Source organism: Pseudomonas sp. NCCP-436 (assembly GCF_019656335.1).
Classification (GTDB): Bacteria; Pseudomonadota; Gammaproteobacteria; order Pseudomonadales; family Pseudomonadaceae; genus Aquipseudomonas.
Map to the genome: position 1 here is coordinate 65,622 of NZ_BPLZ01000013.1, position 18,882 is coordinate 84,503.

Here is an 18,882-nt window from a genome sequence, read left to right on the forward strand (position 1 = left end):
CATTTTGTCGGGCCTGTTGCAGGCTGAAGGTTTGCCAACGCTTCTTCCGATGAATTGCTCCTTTCACTGAGCACTTGGCTTCGGGATGGTCTTGCGCAGTTCTCAGCGCATGCTGAGGGCGGACTCACCGCTAAAGGCTGGCCGAGCGCAATCAATCGAACCTGTGCATGCAAACTGGAGATGCTGATGAGAGTGCTAAGAATCTGGCTCGGTCGAATGGCGCTTCTGGGCGCTGCCTGGCTGGGCGCATCCCTGGCCTATGCGGCCTTCCCCCTTGAGGTGCAGCAGGGTAACAACCGGTTGACCTTCACCGAAACGCCCAAGCGTGTGGCAGTGCTCGATCTGGGAGTGCTGGATACGCTCGATGCGCTGGGTGTTGAGGTGGTCGGCATGCCGCAAATTACCGGCCCGCATTACCTGAAACAGGCCTATAGGGGGCGTGAAGGTGTGGTAGTCGGCACTCTGTTCGAGCCCGACTATGCCGCGCTTGAGGCGCTACAGCCGGATCTGATCATCGTGGGGCGGCGCTCGGCCCCCGCGCAGGAGAAACTGTCGGAACTGGCTCCGACCTTGAATCTGTACGCTGCGCCGGATCGTTTCCTGGAGCAGACCTACGAGCATCTGCAACTGCTGGGCAAGCTGTTCGACCGCCAGGAGCAGGCGGCGCGTCTTGAGCGTGAGCTTAAGCAGGCTGTTGCCGAGGTGCACGGCAAGACTGCCGGCGCCAGCGCGCTGACCTTGTTCACCATCAACCAGCACCTGATCGTACAGGCACCGGGAGATCGCCACGGCATGCTTTACCAGGTGCTCGGACTGGAGCCAGTGGTGGCGTCGGTAAAACCGGAGGCAGAGGAGAAACCGCGTCCTGCGCCGGACTCCAAGGAGGCGCAGGAAATGCGCGAGCAGCAACAGGCGCTTCTGCAGGGAGCGCTTGAGCGGCAGCCGGACTGGTTGATCGTGCTCGATCGTGGTGCGGCCACTGGCGGCGAAGGCAAGGGTGAGGAAACCCTGGGCGCTCATCCGCTTGTCTCTGCCGGCGCCGCCTGGCAGGCGGAGCGAGTGTTCTATCTGGAGCCGGCTACCTGGTATATCGCCACTGGTGGTTATCAGGGCTTGATGAGCACGCTGCAGGCATTCGCTGCCCGGTTCTGAGTCGTTGTGAGTGGGGCGTCGATCATGGCGTGATGCCGTCGCAGGTTCGGCGTATTATGTCGCTCCTTCGCGTCAGTCTGGATTCGAGCGCCCCATGACCCTGCAATTTCCTACCATCGCCGACAGCATCGGCAATACCCCTCTGGTACGTCTGCAACGCTTGGGCGGCGACACCAGCAATACTCTCCTGGTAAAGCTTGAGGGCAACAACCCGGCCGGTTCGGTCAAGGATCGGCCGGCGTTGTCGATGATCAACCGGGCTGAGCTGCGTGGCGATATTCGCCCGGGCGATACTCTGATTGAAGCGACCAGCGGCAATACCGGCATCGCTCTGGCCATGGCCGCTGCGATCAAGGGTTACAAGATGATCCTGATCATGCCGGACAATTCCACCGATGAGCGCAAGTGGGCCATGACTGCCTATGGCGCCGAGCTGATTCTGGTCAGCAAGGAAGAGGGGATGGAGGGAGCGCGCGATCTGGCAGAGAAGCTGCAGGCCGAAGGGCGCGGCAAGGTGCTCGATCAGTTCGCCAATGGCGACAACCCGCAAGCTCATTATGTTGGCACCGGGCCGGAAATCTGGCAGCAGACCGGTGGCCGTATCACCCACTTCATCAGCTCAATGGGAACCACTGGCACCATCATGGGTACCTCGCGCTACCTCAAGGAGCAGAACCCGGACATCCGCATCGTCGGCCTGCAGCCTCAGGACGGCTCTGCCATTCCCGGCATCCGTCGCTGGCCACAGGAGTACCTGCCGAAGATCTACCGACCCGAGCAGGTCGATCAGGTCATGGATATGAGTCAGGCCGAGGCCGAGCATGTCATGCGCCGCCTTGCGCGTGAGGAGGGCATCTTCTGCGGGGTCTCCTCCGGTGGCGCGGTGGCAGGCATGCTGCGTCTTTCTCAAGAGGTAGAGAACGCCGTGATGGTGGCGATCATCTGCGACCGTGGCGACCGCTACCTGTCCACCGGCATCTATGAAGAACCGGCGCAGGAATGAGCAGGCGTAGTTCCGGCCTGCGTTTTCAGGCTGGTGGTGGCAGTCGTGCCGCGCAGCTTCCAGTTGGCAAGAAGCAGCGCCTGACAATCGAGCGGCAGGCCGGTGATGGCCGTGGTATCGCCTTCGAGGGAGGGCGCACCTGGTTCGTCAGTGGTGCGCTGGCCGGCGAGCAGGTCGAGGCAAGGGTGCTTGGCGCTCGTAGCCAGACCGTCGATGCGCGCACCGAACGCATTATCGTGGCCAGCTCTGGACGACGTACCGCATCCTGCATACATGCCGGCCAGTGCGGTGGCTGCAACCTGCAACATATGCAGCATGCTGACCAGCTTGCCCTGAAACAGCGCACTCTGGCGGAGCAACTGAGCCGGCTGGGCGGCATTCAGCCGGACGAATGGGCTGTGCCGCTGAGCGGAGCCGAGTTCGGTTACCGGCGTCGTGCGCGCATCGCCGTGCGCTGGGATGCCAGGAGTCGACAGCTGCAGGTGGGCTTTCGCGCCGAAGCCAGTCAGGCGATCGTTGCCATTGACCGGTGCCCGGTGCTGGTACAGCCCTTGCAGCCGATTTTCCAGGCATTGCCAGCCTTGCTGCGCAAACTCGAGAAACCTCAGGCGCTGGGTCATGTCGAGCTGTTCAGCGGTAGCGCCGAGGCCATGTTGCTGCGCCATACTGCAGCGCTGAGTCAGGGCGATCTGAACCTTCTCAGGGCATTCTGTTCGCAGTACGACGTACAGCTGTGGCTGCAGGGAGAAGGCCAGGCACAAGCCGATGATGCGCAGGCCGAGTTGGCCTTCCGCTTGCCCTCTTGGGATTTGCAACTGGCCTGTCGGCCCGGAGACTTTGTCCAGGTTAACGAATCGGTCAACGAGTCGATGATTGCCCAGGCTCTAGACTGGCTCGGCGTAGAACCGGGCGAGCGGGTGCTCGATCTGTTTTGTGGGCTGGGCAATTTCGCTCTGCCGCTGGCTCGGCAGCGGGCCGAGGTGGTGGCTGTCGAAGGCGTCGAAGGCATGGTCAGACGCGCCGCTGCCAATGCCCGAGACAATGGACTGGAGAATGCGCACTTTTTCCGGGCCGATCTGTCCAAGCCGCTGGCTGGTCAGAACTGGGCGCAGGGAGGCTTTGCCGCCGTGCTGCTCGATCCGCCGCGTGATGGAGCGCTGGAGGTGGTGCGCGGGATGAGCGGGTTGGGCGCCAAGCGTCTGGTCTATGTATCCTGCAATCCGACGACTTTGGCGCGTGATGCCGCCGAGCTGATTCGTCAGGGCTACCGCCTGCGCCGCGCCGGAATCCTGGATATGTTTCCGCAGACTGCGCATGTCGAGGCCATGGCACTGTTTGAACGATCCGGGGCCTAGCCCGCGAAACAAGGGCGGTACGCTGAGTACCGCACGGACGAGCAGGAAGCGTCCGTCATGTTAATCCGACCGGCTCATAGAAGGCCGGCGACTTTTCGGTGTGCTGTATCCGCACCGTAGGGAAGGTAAGACAATGGTTCAGGTTAGAGCGCATCAGCCAGTCAACGACGATGGCAGCATTAATCTCGAGGCCTGGCTGGATCATGTCGCCAGCGTTGTCCCGGCGCTGGATCGCCAGGGACTGCAGGAAGCCTGCGAGTTTGCCCGGGAGGTTGAGCAGCAGGCTCACTCCACGAAGAACCACTGGAGCGAGGGGGCCTCGACTTTTCGTGCCGGCCTCGATATCGCCGAGATTCTCGCAGATCTCAAGCTTGATCAGGATTCACTGGTGGCAGCGGTCATCTACCGCGGCGTGCGTGAAGGGCAGGTGAGTCTGGCAACGGTTCATCAGCGCTTCGGTGCGGTGGTGGCCAAGCTGATCGAGGGTGTGCTGCGCATGGCGGCGATCAGCGCCAGTATCAACCCGCGCGAATCGGTGGTGGTCGGCTCTCAGACTCAGGTGGAAAACCTGCGCAAGATGCTGGTGGCCATGGTCGACGACGTTCGCGTGGCGTTGATCAAGCTGGCCGAGCGTACCTGCGCTATCCGCGCGGTCAAGGAAGCCGACGAGGAAAAGCGCCAGCGCGTAGCGCGCGAGGTGTTCGACATCTATGCCCCGCTGGCTCACCGTCTTGGCATTGGCCATATCAAGTGGGAGCTGGAAGACCTGTCGTTCCGCTATCTGGAGCCTGAGCAGTACAAGCAGATCGCAAGGCTGCTGCATGAGCGGCGACTCGATCGTGAGCAATATATCAACGATGCCATGGCCCACCTGCGCCTGGAGCTTGAGAGTGCCGGGATCAAGGCCGACATCAGTGGCCGGGCCAAGCACATCTATTCGATCTGGCGGAAGATGCAGCGCAAGGGCCTGCAGTTCAGCCAGATCTACGACGTGCGCGCAGTGCGCGTGCTGGTGCCGGAGGTGCGCGACTGTTACACCACCCTGGGCATAGTGCATACCCTGTGGCGGCATATCCCCAAGGAGTTCGACGACTACATCGCCAACCCCAAGGAAAATGGCTACCGCTCGCTGCACACGGCCGTGCTCGGTCCCGAGGGCAAGGTGCTGGAGGTGCAGATCCGTACTCATGCCATGCATGAGGAGGCCGAACTGGGTGTTTGCGCGCACTGGCGCTACAAGGGTACCGACGTCAAGTCCGGCTCCAATCACTATGAAGAGAAAATCTCCTGGCTGCGTCAGGTGATCGAGTGGCACGAGGAGCTGGGCGACATCGGCGGCCTGGCCGAGCAGTTGCGTGTCGACATCGAGCCGGACCGGGTCTACGTATTTACCCCGGACGGTCATGCCATCGACCTGCCCAAGGGGGCCACACCGCTGGATTTCGCCTATCGCGTGCACACCGAAATCGGTCATGCCTGCCGGGGCGCCAAGATCAACGGGCGCATCGTGCCGCTGACCTATAGCCTGCAAACCGGTGAACAGGTGGAAATCATCACCAGCAAGCAAGGGGCGCCGAGCCGCGACTGGCTCAACCCAAACCTGGGCTATGTCACCACCAGTCGTGCCCGGGCGAAGATCGTGCACTGGTTCAAGCTGCAGGATCGCGACCAGAACGTTGCTGCCGGCCGTCAGTTGCTTGAACGTGAGCTGGCGCGTCTGGCACTCAGCGGCGTGGATTTCGACAAACTGGCGGAAAAGGCCAACCTCAAGAGCTCTGAGGATATGTACGCCGCCTTGGGGGCTGGCGATCTGCGCCTGGCTCATGTTGTCGGCCTAGCCCAGCAACTGGTGGAGCCGGAGCGTGGCAACGAGCAGCTTGAACTGATCCCGCGCAAGGCTCAGGGATTCAGACCGGGCAAGCGTGGTGACATCCAGATTCAGGGGGTCGGCAACCTGCTGACGCAGATGGCCGGCTGCTGCCAGCCACTGCCGGGCGACCCGATCGTCGGTTACATCACCCTTGGCCGTGGCGTCACCATCCATCGCCAGGACTGTCCGACTGCGCTGCAGCAGTCTGGCCGCGAGCCGGAGCGAATGATCCAGGTCAGTTGGGGGCCGGTGCCGGTGCAGACCTACCCGGTGGAAATCGCCATCAAGGCCTACGACCGCTCCGGTCTGCTGCGCGACGTGACCCAGGTACTGCTCAACGAGAAACTCAACGTGCTGGCGGTCAATACCCGCTCCAACAAGGAGGACAACACCGCCTCCATGTCGATCACCGTGGAGATTCCCGGACTGGATGCGCTGGGGCGTCTGCTGGCCCGTATCAGCCAGTTGCCCAACATCATCGAGGCACGTCGCCAGCGTGCCAACTGAGTGACGCCCAAAGTCCGAGGTTGTTGATCCGACATGTACCAATTAGACGACTTGCTGCACCTGATGGCTCGCCTGCGTGATCCGCAACACGGCTGCCCCTGGGATCTCAAGCAGGATTACGCCAGCATCGTGCCCTATACCCTCGAAGAGGCCTATGAGGTGGCAGATGCCATCGAGCGTGGCGATTTCGACCACCTTCCGGGTGAGTTGGGCGACCTGCTGTTTCAGGTGGTCTACTACAGCCAGCTGGCAAGGGAGGAGGGGCGTTTCGACTTTGCCCGGGTGGTCGATGGCATCACCCGCAAGCTGATCCGCCGCCATCCACATGTATTCCCGGACGGCGATCTGTACGGCGCTCCGGATGCGACGCGGCTGGAGGAAGCTGCGGTGAAACAGCGCTGGGAGGAACTCAAGGCCGAGGAACGCGCCGAGAAAGCCGCCGAGCCTGAGCAGCTCTCGCTGCTTGACGATGTGCCGGTCGCGCTGCCGGCATTGTCACGAGCTGCCAAGCTGCAGAAGCGTGCCGCGCAGGTGGGGTTCGACTGGCCCGAAGCGCTGCCGGTGGTGGACAAGGTGCGCGAGGAGCTGGACGAAGTTCTTGAGGCCATGAGTGAAAATGACGCCGAGGCCGTGGCCGAGGAAATCGGTGACCTGCTGTTCGTCGTGACCAATCTGGCCCGCCATCTCAAGGTAGATCCGGAGGCGGCACTGCGGGCGGCCAATGGCAAGTTCGAGCGGCGTTTTCGCTTTATCGAGCAGCGTGTGCGAGCCACCGGCCGCCGCCTTGACGGCTGCACCCTGGAAGAACTGGACGCTCTCTGGGGCGAGGCCAAGAAGTTGGAGAAACAGTCGCCGGGCTGCTGAGAGGCTGGAGCGAGACTGGCAGAGCCCTTATGCTGGGCAACTTGAAACGGGCGCTGGCAGAGTCTGCCGCCGCCGCAACGGAATCATCTTCGGGATCGTGAGATTATGGGTCTTTCCCTGCGCGACCAGCTGCTCAAAGCCGGCCTGGTCAACGAGAAACAGGCCAAACAGGTTGGCAAGCAGCAGCAGAAGCAGAAGCGTCTGGCCCACAAGGGCCAGGCCCAGCTGGATGACAGCGCCCGTCAGGCAGCGCTGCAGGCTCAGGCCGAGAAGGCGGCCCGGGATCAGGAGCTCAATCGTCAGCAGCAGGAAAAGGCCGAGCGTAAGGCACGTGCTGCGCAGATCAAGCAACTGATAGAACGTTCCCGCCTGCCCAAGCTGGAGGGCGACGACTACTACAACTTCGTCGATGACAAGAAGGTCAAGCGTCTGGCGGTCAATGCCATGATGCGCAACAAGCTGTCCAACGGCTGGCTGGCCATCGTCCGCCATGGCGGTGGCTACGAGGTCATCCCGCGTGAGGCAGCGTTGAAGATCCAGGAACGTGATCCTTCCCGTATCGTCCTGCTCAACACCCATGTCGAGGAACCGGACGCCGACGACCCCTACGCCGCCTACAAGATTCCGGACGATCTGATGTGGTAGTCCGGCACCTGCCGCAAGCTCATGAATGACTGGTGGCAGGCTCACCGGGCAGGTCTGCCGTGGGGCAATCCCGCGGCAGTTGCCTGAACGGCTATAGCAGCGGGATGGTATAGCTGACGATCAGGCGGTTCTCGTCCAGATCGCCGGTGCTGGCGTTGGAGCGCACCATGGCATTGCGCCAGCGCACGCCGAGGTTCTTCAGCGGGCCTTCCTGCACCACGTAGCTGATGTCGATATCGCGTTCCCACTCCCGGCCGTTGACGCCGCCGACGCCGTCGAAGCCATCACCCTTGACGTAGCGGACAAAAGCGCTCAGTCCAGGGATGCCATAGCTGGCGAAGTTGATGTCGTAGCGGGCCTGCCAGGATTTCTCGTCCTTGCGGGTGAAGTCGAGAATCTGTAGGTAGTTGACGATGTACGGATCGGTCTCGCTGAGGAAGGGGAAGGCATTGTCGCCGTCGACCTTCTGATAGCCGAGGCGGAAGGTATGCGCACCGATGCCGGCCCAGAGGTTGAGCGAGGTCAGCTCGTTGTCCAGTTTTCCGCCCAGCCGGCGGCCGTTATCTGCGGAATCGAAATAGGCGAGGTTGGCGCCCAGCTTCCAGTCACCGACTGGCTGAACATGGATCAGGTTGTACAGCTTCTGGTCGTAGATGTCTTCCAGCTCGCCATACCACAGCCCTACGGTGGTGTTGCCACCGTTGAACTTGTAGTCGCCGCCGGCGAAGTTGTAGCGGTCGCTCTTGCCGCCGACGTTGCTGGCTGTGAGGTCGACTCGATCGGTGGAGGCGCGGTGGTTCACCTCGCGCAACTGGCCGCCGTTAAGGGTCAGGCCGTCGATTTCCTGAGAGGTGATCTGCGCACCACTGAACACCTGTGGTAGCAGGCGCGAGTCGCCAGCGGAGACGATCGGCAGCTTCGGCATCAGCCCGCCGACGCGCAGGGTGGTCTTCGACAGGCGTGCCTTGGCCGCGCCGCTGAACTCGGAGTATTTATCCGGTCCCTCGTCGCCGAAGGCATTGGGCAGCAGGCCGGTGCCGGCACGCTGATCCGAGGAGTCCAGCTTCAGCCCGAGCCCGGCGTAGGCATCCAGACCGAAGCCCACGGTACCTTCGGTAAAACCCGACTCCAGCTTGAAGATGAAGCCCTGAGCCCATTCCTCCCGCTTGGACTGGGCGACGCCCGGATCTCGCAGGTCGCGGTTCATGTAGAAATTGCGCAGTTCCAGGGTGGCCTTGCTGTCGTCGATCAGATTGGCCTGTGCCAGGCCCGGCAAGGTGAGGCAAGTGCCGAGGGTGGCGCAGGCCACGGCTCGGGCGAGGGGAGTCTTGCTCATTATTGTTGTCTCCTCGTGTGGTTTACGGCCGAACCACGGCGTGACCGGCCGGTTGCGGCGCGGAGAAAATAACCACTTTGGTCGCAGAGAGACTGTAAGACTTTAGTCTGGCGAAAGCGGGAACCCTGCCGGTGCGGGGCGCGCTTGGCAGCAATGGACATGTGATGACCGTTGGTCGGGCGAGGTTAAAGTCCTCCTGCCGGTGGCCGCTAAGGTTGCAGATGACCATCCACCCGAGGCCTTGTCATGAACCCGCTCAATTCCCTCCCTGCTGCTGCCCGTACCGTCCAGGCCGGTACTGCCGGTGCCGCCCGCCAAGAGGTGGTCGATCCTCATGAGATTCTGGCCAACCGCCTGGCCAAGCGACTCGGGCTGCAGCCGGGGGCACTGAGCGGCAAGCGCGATGACTACACTCCGGAGAAGGTGGCCGAACGGGTGCTGGGCTTTATTGAGCAGCGCCTGCAGAGCGAGGCCGCCGCCGGGGCCGACCCGAAACGTCTGGAAGCGCTCATGGCCCAGGCCCGCGACGGAGTTGAAAAGGGCTTTGCCGAAGCGCGCAAGATTCTCGACGGCATGGGAGTACTGAGCGGGCAGATAGCCACTGACATTGATGACACCTATTCGCGTATCCAGGATGGCCTGAATGCTCTGGATCGGCGTTTTGCCGGTGCTGCCGACGAGGCTCGGCAGGTGTCGCTCAGCGCGCAGCGTGAACAGGTCAGTGCACTGGCCGAGTCCTTTGAACTGTCGGTTACTACCCGTGACGGCGACCGCCTGCGCATTTCCGTGGCGCAGGCATCGGCCAGTTGGTCGCAGAGCCGGATGGATGCGGGGGCGGACGGCAATTCCATCCAGGCGAGTGCGAGCAGTCAGTCCGGCAGCTTGCGTATCGGCGCCTGGCAGGTGGAAATCGAGGGCGAGCTGGACGACGGCGAGGTGAAGGCGCTGGAGAAGCTCTTCAGTCAGGTGCAGGCACTCTCCGACCGCTTCTACGCTGGGGACTCAGTAGGTGCCTTCGACCGCGCCATGGCGCTGGAGATGGATGGTGAGCAGCTAGCCTCGCTGTCGCTGCGGCTGACCCAGAGCAGCGTGCGTCAGGTCAGCGACAGCTATGGCGCGTTGGCCGGGCAGGGTGCCAGCGCGATCAATACCAGTCTGCAGGAATACGCGCGCGGCCTGCTCGAGGCGCTGCGCAGCGCCAGCGAAATGAGCGAGGATGCCGGTAACCTGCTCGGTCAGCTGCTGCGTGGCGGCATGTCGCTGGACGAGCGCTACGACCAGCAGCGTCTGGACAAGGCCGAGCAGCTCAGCCGCAGTTTGCTCGACGGTCTGCAGACACTGCTTGCCAGAGACGCTGCGCAGTCTGAAGCGTAGTGCGGTGCTAAACTGCGCGCCCTGCCGATAGTGAGGTGCGCTCATGACGCCTGAATGCCAACTTTTCGGAACCCTCGGCTGCCACCTGTGCGAGCTGGCCGAGGCATTGCTGATGCCCTTTGTCGAGAATGGTCTGCTGGTCGAGCTGATCGACATTGCCGAGCATGAGGGCCTAGTCGAGCGTTACGGCCTGTGCATTCCCGTGCTGCGTCGCTGTGACAATGGCCAGGAACTGAACTGGCCATTCGATGCCGAGCAGGTGGTGGCCTTTCTTGGTTGATGCCTCGTCCGGTGGCCGGGCGAGCATGGCAGGGCTTAGCGCACCAGGTTAAGGAATTCGCCGCGGGTTGCCGGATTGTTGCGGAATTCGCCGAGCATTACCGAGGTGACCATGGACGAGTTCTGCTTTTCCACACCGCGCATCATCATGCACATGTGCTGCGCTTCGATCACCACGGCCACGCCCAGTGCGCCGGTGACCTGCTCGACTGCTTCGGCGATCTGGCGGGTGAGGTTTTCCTGGATCTGCAGGCGGCGGGCATACATGTCGACAATGCGTGCCACCTTCGACAGGCCGAGTACCTTGCCGCTGGGGATGTAGGCGACATGGGCCTTGCCGATAAAGGGCAGCAGGTGGTGTTCACACAGAGAGTACAGTTCGATGTTCTTCACCAGTACCATCTCGCTGTTGTCGGAGCTGAACAGTGCACCATTGGTGACTTCCTCCAGCGTCTGCTGGTAGCCGCGGCAGAGGTACTGCATGGCCTTGGCGGCGCGCTTGGGCGTGTCGAGCAGGCCTTCGCGGGAAACGTCCTCGCCAAGCTGGCCAAGGATTGCGGTGTAATGTTGTTCCAGGGACATGGAAAATCCTGTTGGGATATCGAAGGGCGCAGAGTAGGGCGTCGGTATAGGGCTGGCAAGCATGAGCCGGCGAGCTAGTCGTCGCGGCCGTCCATCATGGTGCGCTTGAGGATGATGTAAACCGCGCCGGTACCACCGTGCTTGGGCAGGCAGGAGGTGAAACCGAGCACCTGAGGATGCTGGCGCAGCCAGGTGTTAACATGGCTCTTGATCATCGGCTTGCGTCCGTCCATGCGTGCCGCCTTGCCGTGAGTCACGCGTACGCAGCGGATCTCCCGACGGATAGCCTCGGCGAGGAAGTCCCAGAGTGTGTCGCGCGCCACGTCCACCTTCATGCCGTGCAGGTCGAGGCTGCCCTCGAAGGGAATCTGGCCGAGCTTTAGCTTGCGCATCTGGCCTTCCTGAACGCCGTTGCCTGCCCAGTACAGGGCATCTTCGGCACCGACGTCGATGACGAACTGATCCGACAGTCCGTCTACCTTGATTTCGTCCTGACGAACGGTCGCTGCCTGGCGCAGCGTGCTGAACCGCAGGCGGTCGGTTTTAGGTTTGCCGGTGTCGGCACGGTCGTCTCTGAGTGGCTTGACGCCACGCAGTTCAGCCCGGAACAGGGAAAAGTCGTCGTCTTGCATCGGTCGCTCCGCGAAACAGGCGGGCATTTTACCTCTGCTGGAGCTGAATCAGTCGCGCTTTTTCAGCAGGTGTGGTGCCATGCTCAGATCGCTTGGGCGACGCAGCCGGCGGCGGCAGCGTCGCCAGACAGCAATGCCGAGCCAGAGCAGCACCAGGCTTAGGCCGAAAACGGCAATGGCTTCTGCATTGCTATTCAGGGGCGTCAGGCGTGGCGCACGACCGGCCAATGTGGCGACACCGGCCATCAGCAACAGAATGCCCAGGGCGGTCAGCAGTGCGCCAAGCACCACCCCCAGACGCAGGCGCCAGTTGCCGGGCTGGCGTGGCCGCAGGCGGCGGGCATCGAAATCGTCCGAAAGCTTCATGTCGATTTCCTTTGTGGCTATCGGCGCTATGACCGGGGGAGCCCGGTTGGGTTCCCCTGGTGTCGACGGCCGCCGTGAGATTGGCTCAGCTCAGCGAGCTGGCGTCTGGCACCAGAGTAGCGAAGTTGTCTGCCAGGGCAATCATCTCGATACGGTGCATGTCCGCCGCGCTGATGACGCTGCCGTCCGGAGCTGGCAGGTCGCGTGTGGCGCAGGCGCCTGCCACCAGGGTGCAGCGGTAACCGTAGTCCTTGGCGGCGCGCACGGTGGTGCTGATGCTGGAGTGGGTCATAAAGCCGCAGACGATCAGGTCGAGGTGGCCAAGTGCCTGTAGGCGATCATGCAGTTCTGTGCCGGCGAAGGCGTTGGGCAGACGCTTCTCCACCACCACTTCGCCGGGCAGTGGGGCAACTTCCGGCAGATGCTGGCCACGCGGACCGCTGGGGTCGAGAAGGCCACCGGGAATTCCCAGGTGCTTGACGTGGACGATTGAGCTGCCGGCGCTGCGGGCGGCGTCAAGCAGACTGGCGATCTGCTGCAGCGCCGCATCCAGCCCCGGGAGGGCTAGCACACCGCTGCGATATTCTTCCTGGGCGTCGATGATCAGCAGGGTCGCATTGCTCAGGCTGGCCGGTGCGTGACCACGACCGGTGAGCTGGAACATGGTTTGCGGAAGGGACATCTCGGGCTCCTGGCTGATGGTGATAATTTGCCATTGTCCGCTGGTCGGGGCAGTCTGTGAACCTCTATTGCGCCACATCTTGCTCGTGGCCGGTTGCGAGCGTAGTGCACATGCTCAAATGAGAACGCCCGATGTTGTTGTGCGCAAGGAGTTCTCTTTGGGTTTTGGCTGTTGTTTTCCTGGGAGTGGCCGGTGTCGCCCTGCTTGCTCATGCGCTGCAGGCCGCACTGGGATAGACTGACCACTTTTCATCCGGAGACTTCCCGTGACTGCTCCCATCACCCGTTTACGCACCCTGCGCGACTATATCCGCTGGGCAGTCAGCCGTTTTCAGTCCGAGCAGCTGTTTTTCGGTCACGGCACCGACAACGCGTGGGATGAGGCTCGGCAACTGGTGCTTGGCGCGTTGCACCTGCCTTGGGAAATGGCCGATGCCTACCTCGACTGCCGTCTGGAGGATGATGAGCATGTGCTGCTTCATGCTCTGCTGCAGCGCCGCATCGAAGAGCGGGTGCCGGTCGCCTACCTGTTGGGCGAAGCCTGGTTCTGCGGTCTGCCTTTCTGGGTCGACGAGCGGGTGCTGGTGCCGCGTTCGCCAATCGCCGAACTGATCGAACGGCAGTTCGCCCCCTGGCTGCCGGCCGCGCCGGCGCGGATTCTTGATCTGTGCAGTGGCTCCGGTTGTATCGGCATTGCCTGTGCCTATGAGTTCCCTGAGGCGGAGGTGGTGCTGTCGGACCTTTCCTTTGACGCACTGGAAGTGGCGAATCGCAATATCGAACGACACGGGTTGGAGGATCGCGTCTACTGCGTTCAGGGTGATACCTTCGGCGGGTTGCCGGGGCAGCGTTTCGACCTGATTGTCTCCAATCCGCCGTACGTGGATGCCGAGGACTTCGCCGACATGCCTGCCGAGTACCGACACGAGCCGGAAATTGGCCTGGCCTGCGGTGAGGATGGCTTGGATCTGGTGCGACGGATGCTTGCCGAGGCTGCCGATCACCTGACCGATCACGGGCTGCTGATCGTTGAGGTAGGCAATAGCCAGGTGCATGTACAGGAGCTGTATCCGGAGGTGGATTTCACCTGGCTGGAGTTCGAGCGAGGCGGCCACGGCGTATTCCTGCTGGCAGCCAGCCAGTGTCGCGAGCACCAGGCACTATTCCGCTCGCGTTGCAGCGTCTGAGGCCAGGCAGCCTTTTCAGCGGGTGGCGATCCAGATCAACAGGCCGGCCTGGAACAGGCAGAAAGCCACCAGGCAGGCGATGGTAAAGCGCAGGCCGCTGTCCTCGCGCTTGAGGCGCTCAAGCCGTTCTTCCAGTTTGCTCAACTGGGTGCTTTGCTCCTGCAGAGTTTGATCGGCCTGCTGCAGCATGGCGGCAGCATCCAGTAGTTCGATGAACTGTACTTTTTCGCTATTCCAGTCCGGCAGCAGCGCGTTGACTCGTGGTGCGCTGTAGGCCGGCTTGAGCTGCAGCGGGTCGCTGTACTCGATGGTGAAGCCTTGCGCCCTCAGCGCATGGTCGCGGCGTGCGCGGGAAAGCTCGTTGAAACTGTCCTTGGCCGGCAGGGCTGCGCCCTCTACCTGGTAGTGGGCGTACTGCCGGCGCGCCCAGGCAATGCCCTGAGCCATCAGAAAACGACCTAGGCCGCGGTTGGGCGGCTCCACGTTCAGGCCCTTGTCGGGGCCGAAGCGTACTTCCTTGCGCCGGTGATCGGCCCAGACCTCCAACTGATTCTGTTGGCGGTGCAGTTGCTGGCCCGGCAGTTGGATATTCAGGCGCAGCAGGCTCAAATCCTTGCTGTGGCGTTCGGTTTGGCCGAGCAGGACGAAGCGCAGCGGCCTGGGGCCGGTTTCCCGGTCAACTGGAAGTGGCGTCAGGCGCAGCAGGCGAAATTGCTCCGGGGGGAGATCGGACCAGGGGTGAGAGGCGGCCGGAGCCTCGCCAGTGGCAGCGTCTTTCTCGGGGGCTTGCGGCTCCGGGATGGATTGTTCGCTCATGAGCGTCCTATGCGCGTGATCCGTGGATTTGGCAGGTTATCGGCCATTGCGCTCCGAACTGGAGCGGATGAAGTCAACGATATGCTCGCCCAGTGCGCGTGCCAAGGGTAGCTGGGGATCATCGTAGGAGCCTCGCTGTGCATTCCAGTCGGCTGGCGTGATACGCAGGACGTGGTTCATGCCCGGGATCAGGACCAGTTCGGCGTCCGGGCGGGCCTGTTGCAGGCGTCTGGCATTTTCCTGGCTGACCTGGGCGTCATGGCTGCCCTGGATGATAAGTGCGGGGATGCGCAGTGCGGCGAAGGCCTGTGCCGGATCCTGGCGTAGCAGGCTGATCAGGTAGGGCTGTACGCTGGGCCGATAGATCACCTGCAGGGGCTCAGGCACTTGCGGCTGCAACTGGCCGTGAATCAGTCCCGCAAGGATCCGCCGGCTCTCGGCCAGCAGTGCTGGTGGCAGGCGCATGGCCAGTTGCATATCTAGCACCTGGCCGATGGGATAGCCAGGGCCGGCGATTGAGACCAGGGCGTCGGCCTGACTGCCAGCTGCGGCCAGGTTGGCAATCAGGGCCCCTTCGCTGTGGCCGATGAGAATCAACTGGTCGAAGCGAGGGTCGTCCCGCAGCCAGGCCGCCCAGGCTTCAACGTCGGCTACGTAGCGCTCGACGCTGAGCTGGCGCTCGTCTGCCGCAGCGGCTCGGCTGGCGGCCACGCCGCGTTTGTCGTAGCGCAGGCTGGCGATGCCGTGGCGGGCCAGCAGTTGTGCCAGTTTCCTAAGCGCGTCGTTATGGCCGCCTTCCGGGTTGTTACCGTCGCGATCCGTGGGGCCCGAGCCGGCAATCAGCAGTGCCAGTGGTATCGGATGCTCGCTTTGTGGCAGCAGCAGACTGCCGTATAGCGTGCCCTGATCCGTATCGAGCTGTACCGGAAATTGCCGGCTGCTGCTTGGGGCGGCCTGAGCCAGGCCGGTGATCAGGAGAAGAGACAAAAGCAGGACTCGCAGCATGATGGGGGCAGAATAGTGGCACACCGGTATTGGACGTTGCCGGGCGCGCAAGGTTCGGGGTGAACTGCAGAAGGGGCGCAGGTATACTCGCCCACCTCGTAAACGGGCCTGCATGTGTCAGGCTAGGGCTGAATCTCGCGGAGCGTCTTTCCATGTCCGGCAATACCTACGGCAAGCTGTTCACCGTCACCACCGCAGGCGAAAGCCATGGCCCGGCACTGGTTGCCATCGTCGACGGTTGCCCGCCCGGCCTGGAGATTGCCACCGAGGATCTGCAGCGTGATCTGGATCGCCGTAAGCCAGGCACCAGCCGCCACACCACTCAGCGTCAGGAGGCGGACGAAGTGGAAATCCTCTCCGGCGTTTTCGAGGGGCGTACCACCGGATGTCCGATCGGCCTGTTGATCCGCAACACCGATCAGAAATCCAAGGACTATTCGGCGATCAAGGATCTGTTCCGCCCGGCCCACGCCGACTACACCTACCACCACAAGTACGGTCTGCGCGACTACCGCGGCGGCGGCCGCAGCTCGGCCCGCGAGACCGCCATGCGCGTAGCCGCCGGAGCCATCGCCAAGAAGTACCTGGCCAGCCAGGGGGTCGTCGTGCGCGGCTACATGAGCCAGCTCGGTCCCATCGAGATTCCCTTCAAGAACTGGGACAGCGTCGAGCAAAACGCCTTCTTTAGCCCCGACCCGGACAAGGTGGCGGAGCTGGAGGCCTACATGGATCAACTGCGCCGTGACCAGGACTCGGTCGGCGCGAAGATCACCGTGGTTGCCGAAGGCGTCATGCCGGGCCTGGGTGAGCCGATCTTTGATCGCCTGGATGCCGATCTGGCCCATGCACTGATGAGCATCAATGCAGTCAAGGGGGTGGAAATCGGCGCCGGCTTCGCCTGCGTGGCTCAGCGCGGCACCGAACACCGCGATGAGCTGACCCCGGAAGGTTTCCTGTCGAACAATGCCGGTGGCATTCTCGGCGGTATTTCCAGCGGCCAGCCAATTGTCGCCCACCTGGCCCTCAAGCCCACTTCCAGTATCACCACGCCTGGACGCTCCATCGACACCCATGGCAATCCGGTGGAAGTGATTACCAAGGGGCGTCACGATCCCTGTGTGGGCATCCGCGCCACGCCGATCGCCGAGGCGATGATGGCCATCGTGCTGATGGATCATCTGCTGCGTCATCGCGCGCAGAACGCCGATGTACGCGTATCCACGCCGGTACTGCCGCAGCTGTGACGGCCAACCTGCCGTACTGGCGGCTGTCCGGCTTCTACTTTTTCTACTTTGCCCTGCTTGGAGGTACGGCGCCGTTTCTGGCGTTGTACTTCGATTATCTGGGCTTTTCTCCCGCACGCATCGGCGAACTGGTGGCCATCCCCATGCTGATGCGCTGCATGGCGCCGAACCTGTGGGGCTGGCTGGGTGACCGTAGCGGTCAGCGTTTGTTGATCGTACGTCTCGGCGCGCTGTGCACACTGGCCTGCTTCGCCGGCATCTTCCTCGACCAGAGTTATGCCTGGCTGGCGCTGGTTATGGCTGCCCATGCTTTCTTCTGGCACGCGGTATTGCCGCAGTTCGAGGTCATCACCCTGGCCCATCTGCGTGAGCAGGCGGCCCGCTACAGCCAGATTCGCTTGTGGGGCAGCATTGGTTTCATCTTCGCGGTGATCGGCCTTGGTCTGCTGTTCGAGCAACTGAGCCTGGATGTTTATCCGGTGGCGCTGGTGCTGATCATGACCGGCATTGTCGCCGGTAGTTTCTGGGTGCCCAATGCCCAGCCGCAGCAGCGCCCGGAGCTAGCGGGGCAGGGGGGCTTTCTGCGCCAGCTGCGGCGCCCCGGCATGTTGGCCTTCTATGTCTGCGTCGGCCTGATGCAGCTGAGTAATGGCCCGTACTACACCTTTCTGACTTTGCACCTGGAGAGTGTCGGTTATAGCCGTGGGGCCATCGGCATGCTCTGGGCGCTGGGAGTGGTCGCGGAAATTCTGTTGTTCATGTGTATGGCGCGCCTGTTGCAGCGCCATACGCTGCGCACGGTGCTGCTGGCCAGCTTCCTGATTACGGCGTTGCGCTGGCTGCTGCTGGGCAGCCTCGCAGCTTATCTGCCGGTTCTGCTGCTGGCGCAGTGCATGCATGCTGCGACTTTCGGCGCATTTCATGCCGCCAGTATCCATTTTGTCCAGCGCAGCTTCGGTGACCGCCAGCAGGGGCAGGGACAGGCGTTGTATGCCAGTTTGTCCGGAATCGGCGGCGCGCTCGGCGCGCTTTACGCCGGCTACAGTTGGAAGGGCCTGGGGCCGGCCTGGACTTTTGCCCTGGCCAGTCTGGTAGCCTTGCTGGCTGCCCTGGTCATCGCCACCCGCCTGCCGCCCGAGCGGCACCGAACCGAGTGATTTTTCATGAGTAGCCTCAGCGTCTATTCGCACACCGTCTCCGAACTGCCCCACAAGGTGCTCAACCATGCCGAGGACATCACCAGCACACTGGCCGCAGCCGGCATCGGCTATCAACGCCTGGAGCTGCCCGCTACCCTGCATCCGGGTTGCGCGCAGGAGGCGTTCGACGCCGCCTGCGGCCCCTGGCTGCAGGCGCTGATGGCGCGCGAAGGCTATGTACGGCAGGAACTGTTCAACCTGCAGCGGCGCGATCCGCAGCGGCTAGAACTGCGTGCGCGCTACCTGGACGAGCAACTGCAGGAGGCAGCCAGTGCCTGGCTGTTCGTTGGCGGTTTTGCCCAGCTCGGCCTGCATGTGGGCGAGCAGGTCTTTCTGCTGCTGGGCGAGCGCGGCGATCTGCTGAGCCTGCCTGCCGGCACTCGTCATTGGTTCGATCTCGGTGAAGAACCCCATGCGTTGGTGCTGCGGCTGAGTGCAGGGGAGCAGGCGCCTACGCCCAGCGGTGACGACATTGCCGGGCGCTTCCCGCGACTGGGCGACTGACCAGTCGTTTTCTTGCATCAGGCGTTTACTGCGCCTGCTTCTAGCCGGCTAAGGTGTGACTTACCTACCAATGCCAGCGAAATTTCCTCCCAAAGTACCATTTGGTGCTGTTGCGGGCGGGGGCTTAATGGAGCGGCCGGAATGTTCCGGTCCAATAACAAGAGGATCGCTCCATGTGGACTAAACCCGCCTTTACCGACCTGCGCATCGGCTTCGAAGTTACCCTGTACTTCGCTAACCGCTGATCGTTCCGGCCCCGGTTCGTCCGGGGCATCCCTCCG

General features: G+C 62.7%; 20 protein-coding genes. 13 read left to right on the top strand and 7 right to left on the bottom strand.

All coding sequences use genetic code 11. The annotated features are described in order from the left end of the window. Window positions 1-186 precede the first annotated feature (186 nt). The 6 genes from NCCP436_RS13740 to NCCP436_RS13765 all read left to right on the top strand — a co-directional run bounded on the left by NCCP436_RS13740 (window position 187) and on the right by NCCP436_RS13765 (window position 7,396). Entirely contained in the window at window positions 187-1,152 is a 966-nt protein-coding gene (locus tag NCCP436_RS13740) for a siderophore ABC transporter substrate-binding protein (RefSeq protein ID WP_220804560.1), read from the top strand. 94 nt (window positions 1,153-1,246) lie between these two features. After that, window positions 1,247-2,155 (top strand): cysteine synthase CysM, encoded by a 909-nt coding sequence (gene cysM / locus NCCP436_RS13745; protein ID WP_220804561.1) that lies wholly within the window; start codon window positions 1,247-1,249, stop codon window positions 2,153-2,155. Continuing rightward, entirely contained in the window at window positions 2,152-3,510 is a 1,359-nt protein-coding gene (rlmD, locus tag NCCP436_RS13750) for a 23S rRNA (uracil(1939)-C(5))-methyltransferase RlmD (protein WP_220804562.1), read from the top strand. The genes cysM and rlmD overlap by 4 nt, the downstream gene beginning before the upstream one ends. Window positions 3,511-3,643: 133 nt before the next feature. After that, a complete protein-coding gene (relA, locus tag NCCP436_RS13755; RefSeq protein ID WP_220804563.1) occupies window positions 3,644-5,887 on the top strand; it encodes a GTP diphosphokinase in 2,244 nt (747 codons plus the stop codon). A gap of 33 nt (window positions 5,888-5,920) precedes the next feature. Beyond that, window positions 5,921-6,751 carry a nucleoside triphosphate pyrophosphohydrolase gene (gene mazG, locus NCCP436_RS13760; RefSeq protein ID WP_220804564.1) on the top strand — a complete coding sequence of 277 codons (831 nt, stop codon included), beginning with the start codon at window positions 5,921-5,923 and terminating at the stop codon, window positions 6,749-6,751. A gap of 105 nt (window positions 6,752-6,856) precedes the next feature. Beyond that, window positions 6,857-7,396 carry a DUF2058 domain-containing protein gene (locus NCCP436_RS13765; protein ID WP_220804565.1) on the top strand — a complete coding sequence of 180 codons (540 nt, stop codon included), beginning with the start codon at window positions 6,857-6,859 and terminating at the stop codon, window positions 7,394-7,396. Window positions 7,397-7,487: 91 nt separating this feature from the next. On the opposite strand, the gene NCCP436_RS13770 is transcribed toward NCCP436_RS13765, so the two are convergent. Then, complete coding sequence (locus NCCP436_RS13770; protein WP_220804566.1) at window positions 7,488-8,732, bottom strand: OprD family porin; 1,245 nt, start codon at window positions 8,730-8,732, stop codon at window positions 7,488-7,490. 246 nt (window positions 8,733-8,978) lie between these two features. Here NCCP436_RS13770 and NCCP436_RS13775 point away from each other — a divergent pair, with 246 nt between their 5' ends. Next, entirely contained in the window at window positions 8,979-10,106 is a 1,128-nt protein-coding gene (locus NCCP436_RS13775; RefSeq protein ID WP_220804567.1) for a DUF5610 domain-containing protein, read from the top strand. A 43-nt stretch (window positions 10,107-10,149) separates the two neighbouring features. Beyond that, on the top strand, window positions 10,150-10,386 hold the full coding sequence (locus tag NCCP436_RS13780) for a glutaredoxin family protein (RefSeq protein ID WP_220804568.1): 237 nt from the start codon (window positions 10,150-10,152) through the stop codon (window positions 10,384-10,386). Between the two features lie 35 nt (window positions 10,387-10,421). On the opposite strand, the gene folE is transcribed toward NCCP436_RS13780, so the two are convergent. From folE to NCCP436_RS13800, 4 genes are all read right to left on the bottom strand, one after another. After that, the gene (gene folE / locus NCCP436_RS13785; protein WP_220804569.1) at window positions 10,422-10,967 is read right to left on the bottom strand and encodes a GTP cyclohydrolase I FolE; all 546 of its coding nucleotides are present in this window, start codon (window positions 10,965-10,967) and stop codon (window positions 10,422-10,424) included. 74 nt (window positions 10,968-11,041) lie between these two features. Continuing rightward, window positions 11,042-11,599, bottom strand: coding sequence for a Smr/MutS family protein (locus NCCP436_RS13790; RefSeq protein ID WP_220804570.1), 558 nt, complete (start codon window positions 11,597-11,599; stop codon window positions 11,042-11,044). A 48-nt stretch (window positions 11,600-11,647) separates the two neighbouring features. Beyond that, a complete protein-coding gene (locus NCCP436_RS13795) occupies window positions 11,648-11,965 on the bottom strand; it encodes a hypothetical protein (protein ID WP_220804571.1) in 318 nt (105 codons plus the stop codon). An 85-nt stretch (window positions 11,966-12,050) separates the two neighbouring features. Then, a complete protein-coding gene (locus NCCP436_RS13800) occupies window positions 12,051-12,647 on the bottom strand; it encodes a cysteine hydrolase family protein (RefSeq protein WP_220804572.1) in 597 nt (198 codons plus the stop codon). A gap of 265 nt (window positions 12,648-12,912) precedes the next feature. On the opposite strand from NCCP436_RS13800, the gene prmB reads away from it, so the two are divergent. Next, a complete protein-coding gene (prmB, locus tag NCCP436_RS13805) occupies window positions 12,913-13,833 on the top strand; it encodes a 50S ribosomal protein L3 N(5)-glutamine methyltransferase (RefSeq protein WP_220804573.1) in 921 nt (306 codons plus the stop codon). 15 nt (window positions 13,834-13,848) lie between these two features. Here the strand turns inward: prmB and NCCP436_RS13810 are convergent, their stop codons facing one another. Beyond that, window positions 13,849-14,649, bottom strand: a complete 801-nt coding sequence (locus NCCP436_RS13810) for a hypothetical protein (protein WP_220804574.1) — start codon at window positions 14,647-14,649, stop codon at window positions 13,849-13,851. A 36-nt stretch (window positions 14,650-14,685) separates the two neighbouring features. Further along, window positions 14,686-15,654, bottom strand: a complete 969-nt coding sequence (locus tag NCCP436_RS13815; protein WP_220804575.1) for a S9 family peptidase — start codon at window positions 15,652-15,654, stop codon at window positions 14,686-14,688. 152 nt (window positions 15,655-15,806) lie between these two features. Between NCCP436_RS13815 and aroC the strand changes: the two genes are divergently transcribed. The 4 genes from aroC (at window position 15,807) to pqqA (ending at window position 18,846) form a co-directional block, all read left to right on the top strand. Next, a complete protein-coding gene (aroC, locus tag NCCP436_RS13820; RefSeq protein WP_220804576.1) occupies window positions 15,807-16,898 on the top strand; it encodes a chorismate synthase in 1,092 nt (363 codons plus the stop codon). Further along, window positions 16,895-18,055, top strand: coding sequence for an MFS transporter (locus tag NCCP436_RS13825; protein WP_220804577.1), 1,161 nt, complete (start codon window positions 16,895-16,897; stop codon window positions 18,053-18,055). The genes aroC and NCCP436_RS13825 overlap by 4 nt, the downstream gene beginning before the upstream one ends. 6 nt (window positions 18,056-18,061) lie before the next feature. Then, complete coding sequence (locus NCCP436_RS13830; RefSeq protein WP_220804578.1) at window positions 18,062-18,601, top strand: acireductone dioxygenase; 540 nt, start codon at window positions 18,062-18,064, stop codon at window positions 18,599-18,601. Between the two features lie 173 nt (window positions 18,602-18,774). After that, entirely contained in the window at window positions 18,775-18,846 is a 72-nt protein-coding gene (gene pqqA, locus NCCP436_RS13835) for a pyrroloquinoline quinone precursor peptide PqqA (RefSeq protein ID WP_072432761.1), read from the top strand. The last annotated feature ends 36 nt before the right edge of the window (window positions 18,847-18,882 follow it).

Bases quoted from the DNA above. Each gene is read 5' to 3' on its own strand.
- NCCP436_RS13765 (WP_220804565.1), top strand. From the start codon at position 6,857: ATGGGTCTTTCCCTGCGCGACCAGCTGCTCAAAGCCGGCCTGGTCAAC.
- aroC (WP_220804576.1), top strand. From the start codon at position 15,807: ATGTCCGGCAATACCTACGGCAAGCTGTTCACCGTCACCACCGCAGGC.
- NCCP436_RS13800 (WP_220804572.1), bottom strand. From the start codon at position 12,647: ATGTCCCTTCCGCAAACCATGTTCCAGCTCACCGGTCGTGGTCACGCA.
- folE (WP_220804569.1), bottom strand. From the start codon at position 10,967: ATGTCCCTGGAACAACATTACACCGCAATCCTTGGCCAGCTTGGCGAG.
- cysM (WP_220804561.1), top strand. From the start codon at position 1,247: ATGACCCTGCAATTTCCTACCATCGCCGACAGCATCGGCAATACCCCT.
- NCCP436_RS13740 (WP_220804560.1), top strand. From the start codon at position 187: ATGAGAGTGCTAAGAATCTGGCTCGGTCGAATGGCGCTTCTGGGCGCT.
- NCCP436_RS13830 (WP_220804578.1), top strand. From the start codon at position 18,062: ATGAGTAGCCTCAGCGTCTATTCGCACACCGTCTCCGAACTGCCCCAC.
- NCCP436_RS13790 (WP_220804570.1), bottom strand. From the start codon at position 11,599: ATGCAAGACGACGACTTTTCCCTGTTCCGGGCTGAACTGCGTGGCGTC.
- rlmD (WP_220804562.1), top strand. From the start codon at position 2,152: ATGAGCAGGCGTAGTTCCGGCCTGCGTTTTCAGGCTGGTGGTGGCAGT.
- mazG (WP_220804564.1), top strand. From the start codon at position 5,921: ATGTACCAATTAGACGACTTGCTGCACCTGATGGCTCGCCTGCGTGAT.
- NCCP436_RS13775 (WP_220804567.1), top strand. From the start codon at position 8,979: ATGAACCCGCTCAATTCCCTCCCTGCTGCTGCCCGTACCGTCCAGGCC.
- relA (WP_220804563.1), top strand. From the start codon at position 3,644: ATGGTTCAGGTTAGAGCGCATCAGCCAGTCAACGACGATGGCAGCATT.
- NCCP436_RS13810 (WP_220804574.1), bottom strand. From the start codon at position 14,649: ATGAGCGAACAATCCATCCCGGAGCCGCAAGCCCCCGAGAAAGACGCT.
- NCCP436_RS13815 (WP_220804575.1), bottom strand. From the start codon at position 15,654: ATGCTGCGAGTCCTGCTTTTGTCTCTTCTCCTGATCACCGGCCTGGCT.
- NCCP436_RS13795 (WP_220804571.1), bottom strand. From the start codon at position 11,965: ATGAAGCTTTCGGACGATTTCGATGCCCGCCGCCTGCGGCCACGCCAG.
- NCCP436_RS13770 (WP_220804566.1), bottom strand. From the start codon at position 8,732: ATGAGCAAGACTCCCCTCGCCCGAGCCGTGGCCTGCGCCACCCTCGGC.
- NCCP436_RS13780 (WP_220804568.1), top strand. From the start codon at position 10,150: ATGACGCCTGAATGCCAACTTTTCGGAACCCTCGGCTGCCACCTGTGC.